Annotated in this window: 20 protein-coding genes; 5 read left to right on the top strand and 15 right to left on the bottom strand. The window is 61.3% G+C overall.

Annotated features, from left to right (window positions below):
• Positions 1-214: 214 nt before the first annotated feature.
• Positions 215-2,362 (bottom strand): formate dehydrogenase subunit alpha, encoded by a 2,148-nt coding sequence (gene fdhF, locus VZP09_RS22495; RefSeq protein ID WP_328795416.1) that lies wholly within the window; start codon positions 2,360-2,362, stop codon positions 215-217.
• 272 nt (positions 2,363-2,634) lie between these two features.
• Between fdhF and VZP09_RS22500 the strand changes: the two genes are divergently transcribed.
• From VZP09_RS22500 to VZP09_RS22510, 3 genes are all read left to right on the top strand, one after another.
• Entirely contained in the window at positions 2,635-3,363 is a 729-nt protein-coding gene (locus VZP09_RS22500) for a response regulator transcription factor (RefSeq protein WP_002885152.1), read from the top strand.
• 85 nt (positions 3,364-3,448) lie between these two features.
• Positions 3,449-4,207 carry a type IV toxin-antitoxin system AbiEi family antitoxin gene (locus tag VZP09_RS22505; RefSeq protein WP_004177809.1) on the top strand — a complete coding sequence of 253 codons (759 nt, stop codon included), beginning with the start codon at positions 3,449-3,451 and terminating at the stop codon, positions 4,205-4,207.
• A 5-nt stretch (positions 4,208-4,212) separates the two neighbouring features.
• Positions 4,213-5,130: a nucleotidyl transferase AbiEii/AbiGii toxin family protein gene (locus VZP09_RS22510; RefSeq protein ID WP_019704723.1), complete on the top strand. Its 918-nt coding sequence runs from the start codon at positions 4,213-4,215 to the stop codon at positions 5,128-5,130.
• A gap of 124 nt (positions 5,131-5,254) precedes the next feature.
• On the opposite strand, the gene VZP09_RS22515 is transcribed toward VZP09_RS22510, so the two are convergent.
• The 4 genes from VZP09_RS22515 to VZP09_RS22530 all read right to left on the bottom strand — a co-directional run bounded on the left by VZP09_RS22515 (position 5,255) and on the right by VZP09_RS22530 (position 9,824).
• Entirely contained in the window at positions 5,255-6,262 is a 1,008-nt protein-coding gene (locus tag VZP09_RS22515) for a carbohydrate kinase family protein (RefSeq protein WP_004178300.1), read from the bottom strand.
• Between the two features lie 74 nt (positions 6,263-6,336).
• Complete coding sequence (locus tag VZP09_RS22520; RefSeq protein WP_328795418.1) at positions 6,337-7,278, bottom strand: ABC transporter substrate-binding protein; 942 nt, start codon at positions 7,276-7,278, stop codon at positions 6,337-6,339.
• A gap of 30 nt (positions 7,279-7,308) precedes the next feature.
• Complete coding sequence (locus VZP09_RS22525) at positions 7,309-8,307, bottom strand: ABC transporter permease subunit (protein ID WP_004186549.1); 999 nt, start codon at positions 8,305-8,307, stop codon at positions 7,309-7,311.
• Positions 8,304-9,824: a sugar ABC transporter ATP-binding protein gene (locus tag VZP09_RS22530; RefSeq protein ID WP_328795419.1), complete on the bottom strand. Its 1,521-nt coding sequence runs from the start codon at positions 9,822-9,824 to the stop codon at positions 8,304-8,306. Before VZP09_RS22530 ends, VZP09_RS22525 begins: the two co-directional genes overlap by 4 nt.
• A 179-nt stretch (positions 9,825-10,003) precedes the next feature.
• On the opposite strand from VZP09_RS22530, the gene VZP09_RS22535 reads away from it, so the two are divergent.
• Together VZP09_RS22535 and yjdP are read left to right on the top strand one after the other, a co-directional pair.
• Positions 10,004-12,289, top strand: coding sequence for an ATP-binding protein (locus VZP09_RS22535; RefSeq protein ID WP_032415852.1), 2,286 nt, complete (start codon positions 10,004-10,006; stop codon positions 12,287-12,289).
• 70 nt (positions 12,290-12,359) lie between these two features.
• The gene (gene yjdP / locus VZP09_RS22540) at positions 12,360-12,713 is read left to right on the top strand and encodes a DDRRRQL repeat protein YjdP (protein WP_004151729.1); all 354 of its coding nucleotides are present in this window, start codon (positions 12,360-12,362) and stop codon (positions 12,711-12,713) included.
• A 21-nt stretch (positions 12,714-12,734) separates the two neighbouring features.
• Here the strand turns inward: yjdP and phnP are convergent, their stop codons facing one another.
• The 10 genes from phnP to phnF form a co-directional block, all read right to left on the bottom strand.
• Positions 12,735-13,493 carry a phosphonate metabolism protein PhnP gene (phnP, locus tag VZP09_RS22545; RefSeq protein ID WP_032415853.1) on the bottom strand — a complete coding sequence of 253 codons (759 nt, stop codon included), beginning with the start codon at positions 13,491-13,493 and terminating at the stop codon, positions 12,735-12,737.
• A gap of 15 nt (positions 13,494-13,508) precedes the next feature.
• The gene (phnN, locus tag VZP09_RS22550; RefSeq protein ID WP_064153701.1) at positions 13,509-14,072 is read right to left on the bottom strand and encodes a ribose 1,5-bisphosphokinase; all 564 of its coding nucleotides are present in this window, start codon (positions 14,070-14,072) and stop codon (positions 13,509-13,511) included.
• Positions 14,072-15,208, bottom strand: coding sequence for an alpha-D-ribose 1-methylphosphonate 5-triphosphate diphosphatase (phnM, locus tag VZP09_RS22555; protein ID WP_064153700.1), 1,137 nt, complete (start codon positions 15,206-15,208; stop codon positions 14,072-14,074). Before phnM ends, phnN begins: the two co-directional genes overlap by 1 nt.
• A complete protein-coding gene (gene phnL, locus VZP09_RS22560; RefSeq protein WP_004221959.1) occupies positions 15,205-15,885 on the bottom strand; it encodes a phosphonate C-P lyase system protein PhnL in 681 nt (226 codons plus the stop codon). Before phnL ends, phnM begins: the two co-directional genes overlap by 4 nt.
• A 107-nt stretch (positions 15,886-15,992) precedes the next feature.
• Positions 15,993-16,751: a phosphonate C-P lyase system protein PhnK gene (gene phnK / locus VZP09_RS22565; RefSeq protein ID WP_004178305.1), complete on the bottom strand. Its 759-nt coding sequence runs from the start codon at positions 16,749-16,751 to the stop codon at positions 15,993-15,995.
• On the bottom strand, positions 16,748-17,596 hold the full coding sequence (locus VZP09_RS22570; protein WP_002885202.1) for an alpha-D-ribose 1-methylphosphonate 5-phosphate C-P-lyase PhnJ: 849 nt from the start codon (positions 17,594-17,596) through the stop codon (positions 16,748-16,750). The genes phnK and VZP09_RS22570 overlap by 4 nt, the downstream gene beginning before the upstream one ends.
• The gene (locus VZP09_RS22575) at positions 17,589-18,653 is read right to left on the bottom strand and encodes a carbon-phosphorus lyase complex subunit PhnI (protein WP_004210033.1); all 1,065 of its coding nucleotides are present in this window, start codon (positions 18,651-18,653) and stop codon (positions 17,589-17,591) included. Before VZP09_RS22575 ends, VZP09_RS22570 begins: the two co-directional genes overlap by 8 nt.
• Entirely contained in the window at positions 18,654-19,238 is a 585-nt protein-coding gene (phnH, locus tag VZP09_RS22580; protein ID WP_004221970.1) for a phosphonate C-P lyase system protein PhnH, read from the bottom strand.
• Positions 19,235-19,687: a phosphonate C-P lyase system protein PhnG gene (phnG, locus tag VZP09_RS22585; protein WP_083565039.1), complete on the bottom strand. Its 453-nt coding sequence runs from the start codon at positions 19,685-19,687 to the stop codon at positions 19,235-19,237. The genes phnH and phnG overlap by 4 nt, the downstream gene beginning before the upstream one ends.
• A complete protein-coding gene (gene phnF, locus VZP09_RS22590) occupies positions 19,688-20,413 on the bottom strand; it encodes a phosphonate metabolism transcriptional regulator PhnF (protein ID WP_002885217.1) in 726 nt (241 codons plus the stop codon). It abuts the gene before it with no gap.
• Positions 20,414-20,544: the final 131 nt, after the last annotated feature.

The raw sequence follows: 20,544 nt of genomic DNA on the forward strand, positions 1-20,544 counted from the left end.
GTAAGGAACATAGCGCGCAGTATAAAGGGAGGCGAAAAAGAAGAAAATGGCGGGTATCGGTAGGTAGGGCCGATTTGCGTTACCTGACCGTAGGCCCGCGCCAGCGCAGCGCCGCCGGGCGACAGACTGTGGACACGGAGCCGTTTATGTGCCGGGTGGCGGCTGCGCCTGACCCGGCTAACGCATCGCGCGAGCCGGGTCAGACCGCCGAACCTTAACCCATCGCGCTTTCGCGCAGGCGGGATTTCAGCTTGTTGTACTCGTCGATCACGTACTGTTCCGCGGCGCGCTGATCGGCAATCCGCTCAACGTTGACCGCGCAGTACTTGTACTCCGGCGTTTTGGTTATCGGACTCAGGTTCTCTGAGACCAGTTCGTTACAGGCGCCGATCCACCACTGGTAGGTCATGTACACCGCGCCTTTATTCGGCCGATCGCTGACCTGCGCGCGGGTGATGATGCGCCCCTTACGCGAATTGACCCATACCAGCGCTTCATCTTCGATGCCTAGCCGTTCGGCGTCGGCGGTGTTGATTTGCGCATAGCCTGGTTCATCCGCCAGCGCCGCCAGCGCCGCGCAGTTACCGGTCATTGAACGGCACGAGTAGTGGCCGACCTCGCGCACCGTCGACAATACCATCGGGTACTCATCGGTAAGCTTATCGATCGGCGCGACCCAGTCGCAGGTGAAGAACTGCGCCAGTCCGTTCGGGGTATCGAACTTCTCTTTAAACAGATACGACGTTCCCTGATCGGCGTCGGACTCATCGCGGCACGGCCACATGACATAGCCGAGCTCACCCATTTTCTCGTAGGTGGCGCCGTAGAAGTCCGGGCACAGATGCCGCAACTCGTCCCAGATCTCCTGGGTGTTATTGTAATGCATCGGATAGCCCATCCGGGTGGCGATTTCGCTGATGATCTGCCAGTCGGTTTTCAGGTCCCACTTCGGCTCCACCGCTTTAAAGAAGCGCTGGAAGCCGCGGTCCGCTGCGGTATACACGCCTTCGTGCTCGCCCCACGAGGTGGACGGCAGGATGACGTCAGCCGCGGAGGCGGTTTTGGTCATGAAAATGTCCTGGACGATAACCAGTTCCAGATCGTCGAACGCTTTGCGGACCGCCGAGAGTTCGGCGTCGGTCTGCAGCGGATCCTCACCCATAATGTACGCCGCCCGCACTTCACCGTGCGCCGCGCGGTGCGGCAATTCGCTGATGCGATAGCCGGTATGCGCAGGCAGGCTTTCCACGCCCCAGGCTTTGGCGAATTTCTCGCGGTTCTCCGGGAACTTGACGTACTGATAGCCCGGATAGGTATCCGGTAGCGCACCCATATCGCAGGCGCCCTGAACGTTGTTCTGGCCGCGTACCGGGTTGACGCCGACGCTCGGCTTGCCGAGGTTGCCGGTGAGGATCGCGAGGCTGGTCAGCGACCGCACCGTCTCCACGCCCTGGTAGAACTGGGTGACGCCCATGCCCCACAGGATGGCGGCGGATTTGGCGCTGGCATACATCCGGGCGCAGGCGCGGATCTCCTGGGCGCTGACCCCGGTGATCTCCTCCACCGACTCCGGCGTATAGCCTTCAACGATTTTGCGATACTCCTCGAAGCCTTCGGAACGGCTGGCGACGAAGGATTTATCGTACAGATCCTCTTCAATAATCACGTGGCCAATGGCGTTGAGCAGCGCGATGTTCGAGCCGTTCTTCAGCGCAATGTGCATATCGGCGATGCGCGCGGTTTCAATTTTGCGCGGGTCGCAGACGATAATTTTCGCCCCGTTGCGTTTAGCGTTAATGACGTGATTCGCCACGATAGGGTGGGAATCCGCCGGGTTGTAACCGAAGATAAACACCAGATCGGTGTTATCAATCTCCGTGATGGCATTACTCATGGCGCCGTTACCGACCGACTGGTGCAGACCTGCAACCGAAGGGCCGTGTCAGACGCGAGCGCAACAGTCGACGTTATTGGTACCAATAACGGCGCGCGCGAATTTTTGCATCACATAGTTGGTTTCATTACCGGTGCCGCGGGAGGAGCCGGTGGTTTGGAGCGCATCCGGGCCATATTTGGCTTTAATGGCGCTGAGGCGGGTGGCGACGTAATCCAGCGCCTCGTCCCAGGAGACGGCTTCCAGCTTGCCGCCGCGTTGACGGCGGATCATGGGGGTTTTCAGGCGCGGCGTTAGGATCTGGGTATTGTTAATGAAGTCCCAGCCATAATAGCCCTTCAGGCACAGGGTTCCCTGGTTGGTTTTCCCCTGCGCCGCTTCAGCCCGAACGATTTTGCCGTTATCGACCACCAGGTTGATTTTGCAACCTGATGCGCAATACGGGCAAACCGTGACGACTTTTTTCATCGGTCTTGCTCCAGTTATTCAATGGGCGCGTTTGCGCTATCGCGCCGTCACTATGCATCTTCTATGCCATATTTTCATTGTGGGTATTCCTTGATGATACGCGGGTTTTTTGGGCGGAATGCTGACGAAAAACAGCCTGTCGACAGATTTGACGTGTCGATACACTGGAGATGTGACGGCGCTTGAAAAAATGTCACCGGGAGAGGAATTTGTCGGCGCAGGCTTGCAGAATCGATCAGACTGACACTAATTCCCGGCGGGCAGAGGCAAAAATGAAACCAGTCATTTTAGTGGTGGATGATGACAGGGCAATGGGCGAGCTGCTCAGCGATGTGCTCGGCGCGCACGCGTTTGAAGTGCTTGTCAGCCAGACCGGCAACGACGCGCTGACGACGGTGGCGCAGCGGGCGGATATCGCGCTGGTCTTACTGGATATGATCCTGCCGGATACCCATGGCCTGCAGGTGCTCCAGCAGCTGCAGCGCACGCGGCCTGAGCTGCCGGTGGTGATGCTCTCCGGTCTGGGCAGTGAGTCTGATGTGGTGGTGGGCCTGGAGATGGGCGCCGATGATTACATCGCCAAACCGTTCAGCTCGCGGGTGGTGGTCGCCCGGGTGAAAGCGGTACTGCGACGCAGCGGGGCGCTGGCCGGCGAGGCGTCGGGCGCCGGTGCTGGCCTGACGTTTAACGGCTGGCGGCTGGATACCACGCGCTGTGAACTGTATAACCCGCAGCAGCAGGCGATCCCGCTGACCCAGGGAGAATATGGCCTGCTGCTGGCGCTGGCGCAGAACGCGCGCCGGGTATTGAATCGCGAACAGCTGCTGGCGCTGACCCATAACGAAAGCACCGAGGTATTCGACCGGACCATCGATGTGCTGATCATGCGCCTGCGGCGCAAAATTGAGCTCAACCCGCATCAGCCGACGTTGATTAAAACCCTGCGCGGTCTGGGCTATGTCTTTTCCGCCGACGTGACCCACAGCGAGAAGGCGGCGTAGGGCGGGTTTGCTGCCAACCCGCTGTTGACTTTATTTGGCGCAGGGAGTTTACTTTTTTTATTAAAGTGACACTCTGGGTTAATCTATGGCAACAAAATTAAACTGGCTGCTGCAAAACAGCGCTCCCGGAGATGTGATCCTTCAGTCCTGGTTAAGCCAGCATGCCATCTCTCCCTCTCTGGCCTTTAAATACGCGCAAAGTGGCTGGTTAAAAAAAAGAGGCAACGGCGTATATGCGCGTGCGGGACGTGAGCCGGAGTGGAACGATGCATTAGCATGTTTGCAAAATCAGCTTGCCGCTCCGGTGTATGTTGCGGGGCTCAGTAGCTTAGTCTGGCAGGGCCGTTCACACTATCTACAGCTAAAACAAAACCAGTGCTGGCTTAGTGTGGAAAATAAAGCGCTGCTGCCGAAATGGTTCAGGGAATTCCCGGGTGTGGAGTGGATAGTCATATCGGGGAAAAAACTGCCGGTGCTGGATGATAGATACCGTGTAACGCTTGATATAAAAGGGAAAAAACTCATCGGCAGTGCGCCAGAACTGGCTGCTTACGAGTTGCTGAGCGCGGTGCCGGGGACCCTCTCATTTAACCACGCTGCAGAGCTTTTCCAGGGGCTGGTTAATCTTAATCCTCGTAAAGTAGAGTATCTTCTTTCCGTCAGCCAGTCCGTGCAGGCCAAGCGTTTGTATCTCTTCTTCGCCAGTTTTTACGAGCATGGCTGGCTCAAACGAATCGATAGCCAAAAAATCGATCTGGGAGCGGGCAAGCGGCAAATCGTGGAAAATGGAAAGTTCAATGCTCAATACCAAATCACAGTGCCTGAACGCTTTCAAAAGGAATAAAAAATATGGATATACAGGCGCCTTATTATCGGCAGGTTGCTCTGCTAATGCAGGTTTTACCCTATGTTGCTGTCGAACGGGAATTTGCGCTGAAAGGTGGCACTGCAATCAATCTCTTTATCCGCGATTTCCCTCGATTATCGGTGGATATCGACCTCGCCTGGGTGCCCCTGGAAAGCAGAGCCATCGCTTTACCTCATATACGGGATGCGCTTGCACGTATTGCCGCCAATCTGCAACAACAGGCAGGTATGAGCGCTGTATTACAAGCTAATCGTTCAGATGAGATGCGTGTCATTGTTACTACCGATAGCGCGCAAATAAAGATAGAGGTTTCACCGGTCGCCCGGGGAACATTATATCCACCACAGGAGCGAGAAGTGGTGGGGGCGGTAGAGGACGTTTTTGGCTATGCCAGCCTTCCAGTGGTTTCGTTGCCTGACCTCTACGGTGGAAAATTATGCGCGGCGCTGGATCGCCAGCATCCCAGAGATTTTTATGACGTGAAATTACTTCTTGATGCGCAGGAGCTTGACCGTCCCATTTTCAATGGGTTTATCGCGTATTTACTGAGCCATAATCGGCCTCTGGCTGAAGTGCTGAGTCCTCGCTGGAAAGATATTGCTGAACCTTTTTACCGTGAATTCAGCGGGATGACATTTGAGACGATAGCCCTGGAGGAACTGACAGCAGTCCCCAACAGGATGATTGCTGCGTTAAAATCCTGTTTCACACAACAGGATGTCGATTTTTTACTGTCATTTAAACGAGGCGAACCAGACTGGCGTTTAGCGCCGGAAATGCGTATTCAGGATTTGCCTGCCGTGCAGTGGAAATTGCGCAATATTCATCAGATGCCAGCGATAAAACGCGCTGAGTCATTAGATAAACTGGAAAAGGTGCTGGCCGAGTGGCGCAGTTAGTTACCTGGCCCGCCCTTGTTGAACTCAGCGTAAAACAGGCGTGATTTGAATAAACCGTATCCCTTTTCTCGCCATGACACGCCGTTCTCCTGTGGCATCGCCCTGATAGCGGGATCTACTCGATCTAAACATTCTGCAACTGAATAAACGCCTGCAGCTCAGGGAGCGTTTTGGCGCCGTCGATCGCGTTGGCGGCCTGCAGGCTGGCGCGGGCGCAGGCGTGGGCCAGCTGCAGACTGGCGGTTAACGGCCAGCGTTCGTGGCTGCCATACAGCAGGCCGGCGCAGAAGGCGTCCCCCGCGCCGACGCTGCCGATAATCTCCTCCGGCGGTAGCCGCCATGACGGTACCCAGCGCCCGGCTTCGGTACGGGAGACGCCCCATGCCCCCTCCGGACAATGGATCACTACCCGCTGGCGTACGCCGGCGTCAAGCAATGCGCTGGCGGCGCGGGCGATATTGGCGACGTGCGGCTCGCCGTTGGGTAGACGAATCTCCAGCCCGCTAAACTCGCTGGCTTCCAGTTCATTGATGGTCAGGTAGTCAAGATGCTTCAGCGCCGGCAGGACCAGCGGCCGGTAGCGCGGGTCGCCCTTGCGCGACACCAGATCGAGGGACACCTCATAGCCTCGCTCGCGCATCTGCGCCAGCAGTCGCGCGCTGCGGGTGCCGTACACTTCATCGGGGCGATCGAGGCTTTCGAGCAGCAGCAGATAGCCGAGATGGAAAATTTTCAGCGGCGCATCCAGCGGCTCAAAAGCCGGGAGATCAAGCAGGCGGTTGGCGCCGGGAGAGTGAAAGAAAGTGCGCTGGCCTTCGGCGTCGGTCATCACCTGGGTCATCGAGGTGGGGGCGGAGCTGGTGCGCTGTACGAGCTGGCGATTGATATGGTACTGATCGAGCATGGCGGTGATGTAGTCGCCATCGTTATCCTCGCCAATCAGGCCGACCGCCTGCAGCGGCAGCCCGGCGTGCATTTTGGCCAGGGTCAGCAGGACATTCAGCGGCGCGCCGCCGGTGGCGCGTTCGCTATGGACAATTTCCACCAGCCAGCCGCGCTCCGGCCACTGCCCGATCTGGTGGACATGATCGACCAGCATGTTGCCTGCGGCAATAATGCCTTTCCGTTCCATGATCGCTACTCCGCGCCGTCATATTCGTTAAGCGTAGCGCACAATCGGCGGAACGATTGTGCGCCTGGTTGCGCTTATTTCACGGTCCAGCCTTTGNAANAGCTGACGTTATTTTTGTCGATCATCGTCACCGGGATCAGTACCGGCGCGGTCGGCGCCGGTTTGCCCTGCAGGATGTCGTAGCCAATCTCCACCGCCTTCGCCGCCATCACCTGTGGGTCCTGCGCTGGGGTGGCGACGAACAGCGAGTTCTTACGCTTCAGCGCCTCTTCGCCGTCCGGGCTGCCGTCGACGCCGACGATGAAGAACTCGCTGCGCTGCGCCTGTTTCGCTGCCAGATCGGCACCAATCGCCGTCGGATCGTTGATCGCGAACACGCCGTCAATCTTCGGATTGGCCGCCAGCAGGGAGGTCATCACCTCCAGGCCGCCTTCCCGGCTGCCTTTGGCGTTCTGGTTGGCGGAGAGGATTTTAATGTCCGNGTGTTTTTTGAACTCCGTTTCGCAGCCTTCGACGCGGTTTTGTACGGCGGAGACCGGCGGCCCGTTGATGATCACCACGTTGCCTTTGTTGTTCAGGCGGTCGCTAATGTATTTACAGGCCAGCTCGCCCGCCTGGGTGTTATCGGAGGTGATGGTGGCGTCGGCCCCTTCGGCGGCGACGTCAACCGCCACCACCACGATCCCGGCCTCTTTGGCCCGCTTCACCGCCGGGCCAATGCCTTTCGAATCGGCGGCGTTGAGGATGATCATATCGACTTTGGCGGCGATAAAGTTATCGATCTGCGCCACCTGCTGGCCCAGATCGTAGCCGCTGGAGACCAGCGTCACTTTGACGTTATCCCCCGCCAGCTTGCGGGCCTCCAGCTCCGCCCCTTTGGTGATCTGTACAAAGAACGGGTTGGCAAGGTCGCCCACCGTCACGCCAATCGCTTTCAGCTCTTTGGCCGACGCAAAAGGGGAGGCGGCCAGCAGCGCGCCAGCACACAGCGCGGTGACTATCGGTTTTAAACGCATTCGCTTTTCCTCGCAGGTAAGATGTTGTTGTTATGCACTTTGATGATGCCGGGTACGGTATTTGTCGATCAGCACCGCAATGATGATCACCGCCCCTTTGATCACCAGTTGCCAGAAGTAGGAGACTCCCATCAGGGTCATGCCGTTATTGAGGGTGGCGATAATTAGCGCCCCCACCAGTGTACCGGTGATGGTGCCGATACCGCCGACGAAGCTGGTGCCGCCGAGAATGACCGCGGCGATGGCGTCCAGCTCGTAGCCGACGCCAAGGTTGCCGTTGGCGCTGTACAGCCGCGAAGCGCTCATCACCCCGCCAAGGCCGGAGAGCAGGCCGCTCATGCCATAGACAAACAGCAGCACCAGCCAGACTTTGATGCCGGTCAGCCGCGCCGCCTGCATGTTGCCGCCCACCGCGTAGATATGCACCCCAAGGGTGGTGCGGCGCAGGATAAACCAGCACACCGCGATCACCGCCAGGGCGATGACTACCAGCCAGGGCACCGGGCCGAGGTAGTCATTGCCGATCCACTCGAAGCTGATATCGGAGTTGATCACCGTGGTGCCGTCGGCCAGCAGATAGGCGGCGCCGCGCAGCGCCGTGTAGGTGCCGAGGGTGACGATAAACGGCGGTAGCCCGGCGAAGGCGACCAGCGCGCCGTTGAACAGGCCGAGCAGCAGGCCGAGCATCAGCGCCGCCGGAATCGACAGCAACGCAAACGCCGGGATCAGCGACACCACCATCGCGGCCACTGCGGTGGTGCCAAGGATGGAGCCGACGGAAAGGTCAATGCCGCCGGTGAGGATGATGAAGGTCATTCCCGCCGCCAGCACAATGTTGATCGAGGCCTGGCGGGTGATATTCAGCAGATTGCTTTCCGTGAAAAAGTTGGGGGCGATAAAGCCGAAAACGGCGACGATCAGGATGAGGATCGGCAGAATGCCGACGGTCTGCATCAGGTCGCCCATCAACATTTTTTTCGCCGAAGCGGATTTCGCGACCGGCGCGGAGTTCTCTTTCGGTATGCTCATAGTTGCCCTGCCTTAAGGTGAGAATCGGTCACGCCGGTGGCCAGCGTCATGATACTTTCCTGGCTAATATCACCGGCCTGTAGCTCGCCGGCGATATCGCCCTCGCGCATCACATAGACCCGGTCGCTCATGCCCACCACTTCGGGCAGCTCGCTGGAGATCATCAGAATGGCGACGCCCTGGCGCGCCATGTCGTTCATGATGCGGTAAATTTCGCTTTTCGCGCCGACGTCGACGCCGCGGGTGGGTTCATCGAGGATTAGAATGCGCGGGCCAATCGCCACCCAGCGCGAAATTAACAGCTTCTGCTGGTTGCCGCCGGACAGTCCGCCGGCGCGCACCTGGGCGTGCGGCACGCGGATGTTAAGCAACTGGATGGCGTCATCGGAGATGGTTTGCGCCTTCCGGCGGTTGAGCATCCCCCAGGTCGCGTCGCNCTCCAGCGTCGCCATGGTGATGTTTTCCTGGGCTGCCAGTTCGAGAAACAACCCCTGTTCTTTGCGGTTTTCGGTCAGAAAGCCGATCCCGAGGTCGATGGCTTCCCGCGGCGAGTGGATCACCACCGGCTCGCCGTCGATCTCAATCACCCCGGCGGTGGCTTTGCGCACCCCGAAGATCAGCTGCGCCAGTTCGGAACGCCCGGCGCCGACCAGCCCGGCGAGGCCGACGATTTCGCCGGCATGCACCACCAGGCTGCTGGGCTTAACCTTGCCGCCATCGGTCAGATCCTCGACCCGCAGGCGCGGCTGGCCGCGGGGAATGTCCCGTTCTTTATTGAACAGATCGCTGAGCGGCCGACCGACCATCATGCGCACCAGCTCCGGCGCGTTGAGCTTGTCGCGCACCAGGCTGCCGACATACTGCCCATCGCGCAGAACGCTGACCCGGTCGGAGAGCTCATATACTTCCGCCATGCGGTGGCTGATATAGATGATCGCCATCCCCTCATCGCGCAGGCGCAGGATGAGCTCGAACAGGCGCTGGGTTTCCCGCGAGGAGAGGGCGGCGGTGGGTTCATCCATCACCAGAATGCGGCTTTGACGGTGGAGCGCGCGGGCGATCTCCACCTGCTGCTGTTCGGCGATGGTCAGGGTCATCACCCGGTCGCTGGCTTTGAACTGGGCGCCGAGACGGTCGATCACCGCCTGCGCCTGGCTGAGCATGGCTTTGCGCTGCACCAGACCACCGCGCGCCAGCTCGCTGCCGAGGAAAATATTTTCCGCGACGGTCAGGTTCGGCGCCAGCTGCATCTCCTGGTAGATCAACGTGATCCCGGCGGCCAGCGCGTCCTTGGGGCCGCGGATGGTTTGCGGTTTTCCGTCGATCAGGATCTCGCCGCTGGTGGCGGTATAGGCGCCGGCGAGGATCTTCATCAGCGTGCTTTTTCCGGCGCCGTTCTCCCCCATCAGGGCATGGATCTCGCCGGGCCAGACCGTCAGGTCGACGCCCTTCAGCGCGTAGAATTTGCCAAAAGCTTTGGCGATATGGCGCATTTCCAGTACCGGGGTGGCGGTCATCGCGGCGCTCCTGTCTGTAAGAACAATAGCTGCAGTCCACCACCGGAAAATAAATGCAGAATGTCAGAATCCATTCATATTTGTCATAGTGATAAATAGTTAACCGCGATCACAGTTACGCGGCGTCATTTTCTGCACCGTCACGCTTATCTGCCGANCGATCCTTCACCGGAGTTGTTATGACCGCTCGCCGACACCCGTTTTTCACCAGCGCCCGTGGCCGCCTGCTCTCCTTTAATCTGCTGATGGGCGTGGTCACCCTGTTGGTCAGCGGCGTGGCGGTGTTCGGCTTTCACCACGCCAGCCAGCTGCAGGAGCAGGTGCAGCGCCAGACTCTCAACGACATGCGCGGCAGTATGGATCTGGCGCGGGACACGGCGAATGTCGCCACGGCGGCGGTGCGCCTGTCGCAGGTGGTGGGGGCGCTGGAGTACAAAAGCGAAGCGGAACGGCTGCTGGCGACGCAGCAGGCGCTGAAGCACTCGCTGGCCCAGCTGGCGGCGGCCCCGCTGGCGCAGCAGGAGCAGGCGCGGGTGGCCAATATTATTCGCCGCAGCAACGCGCTGCAGCAGAGCGTGGCGGAGATGCTGGAGCGCGGCCAGCGGCGCCATCTGCAGCGCAATGCGCTGCTGAGTTCGCTTTACCAGAATCAGAGTAACCTGCGCCATCTCGCCGATCTTAACGATCGCGGCGGGGATAAGGCGATCGATCCGCGTCGGCTGGCCGAGATGGACCGGCTGATCGTGGCTGCGATCCATACCGTCACGCCGCGGTCGATCGTCCTGCAACTCGACCAGCTGCGCGGCGCCCTGCCGACACGCAGCGCCGATCCCGCGCTGGCGTTTGTCCTCCCTGATGTGACCCGCGAGCTGGCGACGCTGGCCCCGCTGTCGGCCCAGCTGGAGGAGAGCGACCTGACGATCAGCTGGTACATGTATCACATCAAAGCGCTGGTCGCGTTGCTTAACGAAGATATCAATCAGTACGTGACCCGGGTGGCGGAAGCCTCAGAGCAGCGGGCGGCGCAGAGCCATCGGGAGCTGCGCTCCATCAGTATGTTTATTCTGCTTTCCGCGCTGCTGGCGCTGGCGATCACCGGCTGCGCCGGGTGGTACATCTACCGTAATCTCGGCTCGAACCTGACCGCCATCTCGCGGGCGATGTCGCGGCTGGCTCAGGGAGAGCCGAACGTCTCGGTGCCGGCCCTGCAGCGGCGCGACGAGCTGGGGGAGCTGGCGCGGGCCTTTAACGTTTTCGCCCGCAATATGGCGTCGCTGGAGCACACCACCCGGCTGCTGAAAGAGAAGACCAACCAGATGGAGATCGATCGGATTAAGCGCCAGGAGCTGGAGGAGGCGCTGCTGCATAGTCAGAAGATGAAGGCCGTCGGCCAGCTGACCGGAGGTCTGGCGCATGACTTTAACAACCTGCTGGCGGTGATTATCGGCAGCCTTGAGCTGGTGGAGCCGGATGCGCGCGATACGCCGCGCCTCTCCAGGGCGCTGAAGGCGGCGGAGCGTGGGGCGCTTCTGACCCAGCGGCTGCTGGCCTTTTCGCGCAAGCAGGCGCTGCATCCCCAGGCGGTGGCGATGGCGCCGCTACTGGAGAACCTCAGCGAGCTGATGCGTCATTCCCTGCCGGCGACCTTAAGCCTGGAGATTGAGGCGCAGTCGCCGGCGTGGCCGGCATGGATAGACGTTGGCCAGCTGGAAAATGCCCTGATCAATCTGGTGATGAACGCCCGCGACGCCATGGCGGGGCGCGACGGGGTCATCAAAATACGCACCTGGAATCAGCGGGTCACCCGCAGCAGCGGCCAGCGGCAGGATATGGTGGCCCTGGAGGTGATCGATCATGGCAGCGGGATGTCGCAGGCGGTGAAAGCCCGGGTGTTTGAACCTTTCTTCACCACCAAAGCCACCGGCAGCGGCAGCGGCCTGGGGCTGTCGATGGTGTATGGCTTTGTGCGCCAGTCTGGCGGCCGGGTGGCGCTGGAGAGCGCGCCGGGGCAGGGGACGACGGTGCGGCTGCAGCTGCCGCGAGCGTTGACCGAGGTTGAGAAGGAGGTGGCGCCAGCGGTGGACGAGCCGCCCCCGGCGGGCGAGCGGCTGGCGCTGGTGCTGGAAGATGAAGAGGATGTCCGCCAGACGCTATGTGAACAGCTGCATCAGCTGGGCTGGCTGACGCTGGAAACCGCCAGCGGTGAAGAGGCGCTGCAGCTGCTGGAGGCCTCGCCGGATATTGCCCTGCTGATTAGCGATCTGATGCTGCCCGGCGCCCTGAGCGGCGCCGATGTGATCCATACCGCCCGACGCCGCTTTCCGGCGCTGCCGGTGCTACTGATCAGCGGCCAGGATTTGCGTCCAGCGCAGAACCCGGCCCTGCCGGAGGTTGAGTGGCTGCGTAAGCCGTTTGCCCGCGCCCAGCTGGCGCAGGCGCTGAGCGCGGCGTACGCGAGGATTTGAGATTCCTCCGCTACCCGGGTTTCATGCGGATGATTAAGGTAGCGGCAGGACTCTGATGAGATTGGCCCCGATGAAACGTTACGCAACCGCACTGCTCTTTTGCACTCTGTCGCTGACCAGCCTGGCCGCTCGCGCCGATATTATCGATGACGCGATCGGCAATATTCAGCAAGCCATTAACGACGCCTATAACCCGGGCAGCAGTCGCTCCGATGACGACGACAGATACGATGACGATGGCCGGTATGATGACGGGCGCTATCAGGGGAGCCGTCAGCAGAGCCGTGACAGTCAGCGCCAGTATGACGAGCGGCAACGCCAGCTGGACGAGCGCCGCCGCCAGCTGGATGAACGCCAGCGTCAGCTCGACCGCGATCGTCGTCAGTTAGAAAGCGACCAGCGTCGTCTGGATGATAGCTACTGATCGCCCCCCGCAGGCCAGCGCTTAATCCAGCGCTATTTCCATCCCGTCATAGCCCGCTTCGAAACCTGTCGGCAGCGGGTTATCCATCATCCAGATGTCAAACTGGTGGCTGATATGGGTGAGGATCACCCGCGGACAGCCAATGATCTGGTTAAGGCTGCGGACGGTGTTTAGATCGTTATGGTTACGCGGGGTCTGCGCGCGCGGCTCATGACTGCAGTCGATGATCATCGCCTGCGGGCGGTTATTGAGCAAAAACTTCAGCGTCTTGTCCGGCAGCCCGGCGGTATCCGAGAGCCAGGCCAGCCGGCTGTGGGCCGACTCCAGCAGATAACCAAAGGTCAGCTTCGAGTGATTAAGGGGTAGGGGCGTCACCCGCAGCCCCTGCAGGTTAAACATCACAAACGGCGTGACGGTATGGCTAAAGTCAAGCAGACCGGGGTGTTTGAGCAGATCGTCGCAGCCGGCGTCATCCGGTGGGCCATAGACCGGAATCGACGCGCCGACTCCCCAGCGCAGCGGAAACAGCCCCTGCACATGATCCAGATGGTAGTGGGTCAGCAGCACCTGTTGAAAGCTGCCGGCGGGATGATGTTCCATCAGATCCGGTCGTCCGGCATCGAGCAGCGTCACGGCGCTGTTGAACGTGACCACTCCGCTACAGGGGCGGCGTCGGTGGCTCTCCTCGCGGCGGGCGCGGCGGCAGGCCGCGCAGTCGCAGCCGAAGACCGGCACCAGCTGAGCGCCGCCGGTGCCGGTTAAGCGGAGGGTCAGGCTCATCGTGTCACCTTTTGTTTATACCAGTTGATCCGCTTCGCGCGCCGCGTGGCTGCGCAGCAGGCGGAAAAATTCATCGACCGATTGTCGGAGACTGCCGTCGTTATTCAATGTCAGGCAGTTGTCCGGCTTATAGCGCGCGGCGCGGTCCAGACGCTGGGCGATTTCCAGCGCATTTTCCCGGCCGCGCTGCTCCAGCCGCTGGCGCAGCACCGGCGGCGAGACGGCGAGACAGATCGGCACCAGCACCTCGCCGTAGCGTTCCCGGGCCAGCGCCAGATGGGAGCGGGAGCCGTTGGCCACCACGTCAAAGCCGGCGTGCAGCCAGAGGTCGATCTCCACGCCAATGCCATAGTAAGTATTGTTGGCGTGCCAGCTGAGAGCAAAAAGATGCTGCTCGGCGCGGGTAAAAAACTCATGTTCGCTGAGGGCGATATGATTCTCGCTGCCCGCGTTAAACGGGCGGGTTATGTAACGATGGGCCACCAGCAGCTGCGGGTGCTCGCGCTGGCGCAGCGCCGCCAGCAGGCTATCTTTACCGGAGCCGGAGGGGCCCACCAGCCAAATCAGTTTTCCTGGCATTAAAAGACCCTCTTTCCCTGGCGCCAGACATGGTCGATCTGGAGATGTTCGCCGCGACGGTGCGCCAGCACCAGGTCGGCGCGTTTCCCCTCGGCGATGACGCCGCGATCGTCAAGGCCCAGCGCCTGCGCCGGATGCTGACTGACCAGACGGATCGCCTGTGGCAGGGTGAAGGCATTGTCCTCGGCGTCGGCGATACGGAAAGCGGCATCCAGCAGGCTGGCGGGGTAATAGTCAGATGAGAGGATGTCCAGCAAACCGTGGCTCGCCAGCTGGTGGGCGGCGACGTTGCCGGAGTGGGAACCGCCGCGCACGATATTCGGCGCCCCCATCAGGACGTGCATCCCGTGCTGACGTGAAGCCTGCGCCGCGGCCAGCGTGGTGGGAAACTCGGCGATCACGCTCCCTAGCTGGTGGGATTCGGCCACATGCGCCTCGGTGGCGTCGTCGTGGCTGGCGAGGGCGATACGGCGGGCGCGGCACATGGCGGCGATGGTCTGGCGATTGGGCTGCGACCAGGTGGCGGCCAGAGCCATCTGCTCGGCTTCAAAACGGTCCATTTCGTCATGCGTCAGATGATATTTGCCCTGATAATAATCGCGGTACTTGCTGCGATCGGCGTACTGACGCTGGCCCGGCGAGTGGTCCATCAGAGAGACCATGCTCACCGACTCGCGATCGATCAGCTTTTCAAACAGCGGCAGCGTGGTGTGATGCGGCAGCTCGCAGCGCAGGTGCAGGCGGTGTTCGGCGCGGTTGAGACCGCGCTTTTGCGTCTCCTCCACGGCATTGACCATCTTCTCCAGATTCTCAAGACGATCGCCGCCATCGCGCACGTCGCCAATCGCCACGGCGTCCAGCACGGTGGTGATGCCGCTGGCGACCATCATGGCGTCATGGCTGCTCATCGCCGAGTGGGCCGGCCAGTCTACCTTCGGCCGCGGGGTAAAGAACTTGTCGAGGTTATCGGTATGCAGCTCGATAAGGCCCGGCAGCAGCCAGCCGCCTTCCCCATCCAGCGCCTGCGGCAGCCGGCTCTGGCTTTCGGCGAAGGCGAGGATGCGACCGTCATGGACTTCCAGCGAACCGTGGACCACCTCGTCGTCGAGAACCAGTTTTACGTTATTGATAATCATGCTGTCATTCCCATAGAGTGCAGTCGGTCGGCGACCTGACGGCGTACCCCTTCGTCATGGAAAATCCCCACGATGGCCGCGCCGCGCGCTTTGGCATCGTGGATCAGGTTGACCACGGCAGCACTGTTTTTGTCATCCAGTGAGGCGGTGGGTTCATCAAGGAGCAGGATCGGATAGTCGACCGCAAAACCGCGGGCGATGTTGACCCGCTGCTGCTCGCCGCCGGAAAAGGTGGACGGCGCAAGGTGCCACAGGCGTTCCGGAACGTTGAGGCGGGTCAGGAGCTGGGCGGCTTTGGCGGCGCTCGCTTCGCGCGGCGTCCCAAGATCGAGCAGCGGCTGCATCACCACCTCCAGCGCCGAAATGCGCGGGATCACCCGTAGAAACTGGCTGACCCAGCCGATGGTGGTTTTGCGCACTTCCAGCACCTTGCGTGGGGTGGCGGTGACCAGGTCCACCCATTCGTCGCCGTGGCGGATATGGATATGGCCGCTGTCCGGCAGATAATTGGCGTACAGCGAACGCAGCAGGGTCGATTTGCCGCTGCCGGAGTGACCGTGGAGCACCACGCACTCCCCGGCGTTAACGGTCAGCGAGGCGTCGGCCAGCACCGGCAGACGCACGCCGTGCTGCTGGTGCAGAACAAAGGTTTTATGGACGTTTTCAACGCGGATCATGTTAGCTCTCACGAGGTTGAGTTGCCGGGTGGCGCTTCGCTTACCCGGCCTACGAATAACGCACCTGTGGGCCGGGTAAGGCGCAGCCGCCACCCGGCAAAACAGCATCAATTCTGCAACACCGACGACACCAGCAGCTGGGTGTAAGGATGGTGCGGATCGTCGAGCACCCGGTCGGTTAAGCCACTCTCCACCACCTGGCCCTGCTTCATCACCAGCAGACGGTTCGCCAGCAGGCGAGCGACGCCGAGATCGTGGGTAACAATCACCACCGCCAGATTCAGCTCCACCGCCAGGCCGCGCAGCAGGTCTAGCAGCCGCGCCTGCACGGACACATCCAGCCCGCCGGTGGGTTCATCCATAAACACCAGCTTCGGCTGGGTGACCAGATTGCGGGCGATCTGCAGACGCTGCTGCATGCCGCCGGAGAAGGTGGTGGGCAGGTCGTCGATGCGCGAGGGCGGGATCTCCACCTCCTGCAGCCACTTTTCGGCGGTGGCGCGAATGTTGCCGTAGTGGCGGGCGCCGGTGGCCATTAGCCGTTCGCCGATGTTGCCCCCGGCGGAGACCTGGCGACGCAGACCGTCCATCGGGTGCTGATGCACTACGCCCCATTCGGTGCGCAACAGGCGTCGGCGTTCGGCTTCGCTCATGGCGTACAGCGAGCGCTGCTGGTACAGCACCTCGCCCTGCTGCGGCGTCAGGCGGGCGGAGATTGCCTTCAGCAGGGTGGTTTTACCGGAGCCGGACTCGCCGACGATGCCGAGCACTTCTCCCGGCCACAGCTCGAAGGAGACATCGCGAAAACCTTTATCCGGGGCGTAGAGATGGGTCAGGTTATTCACAGCAAGTAATGGCTGGTTCATTTTTTCTGCCCCTCGCTCTGCTGGCGGCAATAGTCGGTATCGGAGCAGACAAACATCCGCTGGCCGCTGTCATCCAGCACCACTTCGTCGAGGTAGCTGTGGCGCGAGCCGCAGATGGCGCAGGGCTCATCCCACTCCTGCACGGTAAAGGGATGGTCGTCGAAATCGAGACTCTCCACCGGGGTATAGGGCGGCACGGCGTAGATCCGCTTTTCGCGCCCGGCGCCGAACAGCTGCAGCGCCGGCATCATGTGCATTTTCGGGTTATCGAATTTCGGGATCGGCGAAGGGTCCATCACGTAGCGGCCATTGACCTTCACCGGATAGGCGTAGGTGGTGGCGATATGGCCGAAGCGGGCGATATCTTCATACAGTTTCACCTGCATGACGCCGTACTCTTCCAGGGCGTGCATGGTGCGGGTTTCGGTTTCACGCGGCTCGATAAAGCGCAATGGCTCCGGGATCGGCACCTGGTAGATCAGGATCTGATCCTCCACCAGCGGCGTCTCCGGGATCCGGTGGCGGGTCTGGATCAGGGTGGCGTCTTCGGTACGCTCGGTGGTGGCGACGCCGGTGACGCGCTTAAAGAACTGACGAATCGACACCGCGTTGGTGGTGTCATCCGCGCCCTGGTCAATCACCTTCAGCACGTCGTTCTCACCGATGACGCTGGCGGTCAGCTGGATGCCGCCGGTGCCCCAGCCGTAGGGCATTGGCATTTCGCGCCCGCCGAACGGCACCTGGTAGCCGGGAATCGCTACCGCTTTGAGAATAGCCCGGCGGATCATGCGCTTGGTTTGCTCGTCGAGGTAAGCAAAGTTATAGCCAGTCAGTGGGTTAGCCACGTTCGTTCTCCCGTTGCAGGCGTTTCAGCAGCGCCAGTTCGGCCTGGAAATCGACATAGTGCGGTAGCTTCAGATGCGAGACGAAGCCGGCCGCTTCGACGTTATCGGCGTGGGCCAGCACAAACTCTTCATCCTGCGCCGGGCCGGCAATCTCTTCGTCATAGTCCGGCGCCTGCAGCGCACGATCGACCAGCGCCATGGCCATCGCTTTGCGCTCGCTCATGCCGAAGGTCAGGCCGTAGCCGCGGGTGAAGTGCGGCGGCTCCTCCTGCGGGGCGACGAAGCCATTAACCATCTCGCACTCGGTCAGCAGCAGCTCGCCAATATTGACGCTAAAGCCCAGCTCTTCCGGGACGATTTCCACCTGCACGTAGCCGCTGCGGATCTCGCCGGCAAACGGATGGTTGCGGCCATAGCCGCGCTGGGTCGAATAGGCCAGCGCCAGCAGGTAGCCTTCATCGCCGCGCATCAGCTGCTGCAGGCGCGAGGAACGCGAGCAGGGGTAGACCGGCGGGGTGCGGGTGATATCGTCGGGCGGCGTGCCGCGATCTTCCTCGGTCTTCGCCAGCCCCTGCTGCGTGAGCAGGCTAAAGACGTGCGGCGTCGGCTCTGCTTCGCCATTGGCTTGCTGCACAGACGGCGCTTCGCCGTTGGCCAGCAGGGTAAAATCGAGCAGGCGGTGGGTGTAGTCGTAAGTGGGGCCCAGCAGCTGGCCGCCGGGGATATCTTTATACACTGCGGAGATGCGGCGTTCGAGGCGCATCTCCGCGGTATTAATCGGTTCGCTGACCGCCAGCCGCGGCAGGGTGGTGCGGTAGGCGCGCAGCAGAAATATTGCTTCGACGTTATCGCCGCTGGCCTGCTTCAGCGCCAGCGCCGCCAGTTCGCGGTCGGCGATGCCGCCCTCGGTCATCACCCGGTCCACCGCCAGGCTGAGCTGGTCGCCTATCTGTTCGACGCTCAGTTCGGGAAGCCGTCCATCGCCCCGTCGTTTCTGTTCCTGTAAGGCGTGAGCGGCGCGGATCGCCTTCTCGCCGCCCTTGACGGCAACGTACATTTAGCACACCTCCACGTGGGTGGTGCGCGGGATCGCCAGCAGGCGCTCGCCGCAGGTGAGGATCAGGTCGATGCCCAGCGGGAACGGGTGCGGGCGTTCGGTTAATTCGTCGATGATGCAGTCCGGCAGCTGCGGCGCGATCATTCGCTCTTCGGCAATGCCTGCCCCGGTCAGGCGCAGCATGCGTCCGCCGCTGAGGCTGGCAAGCTGAACGATCAGTGTGACGCCGGTTTCCGGCGCGGTGACGGTGCCAGCGGAAAGGACGTTGAGCTGCTCGGCGCTGATGCCGTCATTGGCGATGGCAAAAACCGCCTGCTGCGGCTGGTCCACCAGCGGCGCGCCGGTATGAAAGCGCAGATTCTGTCCCACCAGATCGTTACGCAGAGCGCTGGCGAGCCAGACCGGTGTTTCATGATCGGCAAGGGTCAACAGCAGGCTGGTGGAGGCCACGTTCAATGGCTGCCAGCCGTGCTGAAGCTGCTGCAGGGAGACAATCACCCCCGGCTCGCTCATCGCTTTCAGCAGGCGACGAAAACTGTGTTGGGCATCCTGCACAGCCAGGGTAAAAGCGGGTTGTAAGGTCATACGTTATCTCCGCGAACCAGGGTAAATAAGTCGACCCGGCTGGCGTTGACTTCGGCGCGTCGGGCTTCAATGCGCGCGCTGCGTAGCGCTTCCAGCGGGGTTATCAGGGTTTCCATTAAGGTGTGAAAATGGCGGGGCGACTGCAGCAGGGCGTCGATCGCCGCGCAGCGTTCAGCGTGCGGGCGGTCGCGGCCTAAGATCCAGCTGTAACCGAGGGTACCGTCAGCCAGGCGTACCGCTGCGCGGGTAAGGGTGGCGTCGCCGGCAAAGAAGCGGTCGCCGATACCGCCCATGCGGGCCTGGAGCTGTACCAGCCCGGTTTCCGGGGTGCGAATCAATTCATATTCCGGCGCCAGCTGCAGGGACTCCATGCGCGCCAGAAGGTCCTGCGGTTCACTGTGGGCCAGCACGGACATCCAGCGCTGGCGGGTGGCGGTATCGAAGTGCATTCAGTGCTCCATGGTAAATTCAATCATGTCGGCGCGGGTCAGGCTGACGGAGTACTCCGCCGTGACCGACTCGCCCTCGCGGCTATTGAGCGTGCGGACGCAGAGCAGCGGCGCCATATTGGGGATTTCCAGCAGCTTGCTCTCTTTTGCCTGCGCGCGGCGGGCGCTAATTTTGGTGCGTACGCGGGTCAGTTCGACGTCGAGCCGATCGCGCAGCAGGTCATGCAGCGAGCCGTGGCTGAAGGTCTGTAGCACCGGCCAGAAGCGCAGGTCGGCGAAGTAGTGGTCGATCAGGCACAGGGCGACGCCATTGACCCGGCGCAGGGTACGCAGGTGGATCACGTTCTCGCCCTCATTGATGCCAAAGGCCTCGGCGACATGGGCGCTGGCAGGGCGCAGCACCGACAGCAGCTTTTCGCTGGTGGGATCGCTGCCTTGTTCCAGCAGGTTTTGGCTGAAGCGCGCCTGGGCGTTAAGCGGGTAGTCGATGGGGCGCATCAGCACCAGCACACCCACGCCCTGACGGCGCTGAACCCAGCCGCGCTCAACCAGCTGGTCGATAGCCCGGCGCAGGGTGTGGCGGTTAACGTCGAAGCGCGTCGCCAGCTGCTGCTCGGCGGGCAGATAGTCGCCGCAGCGATAGTGGTGGCGCAGCTCCTGCTCAAGTCGGGCGGCGATTTCCTGATAGCGCGTGGGGTAACTGGTCGGATGTCTGGACAGGTGCATGGTCATCAAGCCTCACACAGCATAGACGAGGAGCTTCCTCGCGTTGTGGGCCGATCCTGACCGGTTTATGTTGCATTTCGGTTAAGTGACGATGACCAAAGGATGAAGAGTTGATGCCAGGCGGATGACAG

Source organism: Klebsiella sp. EMBS2024 (assembly GCF_036233805.1).
Lineage (GTDB): Bacteria > Pseudomonadota > Gammaproteobacteria > Enterobacterales > Enterobacteriaceae > Klebsiella > Klebsiella pneumoniae.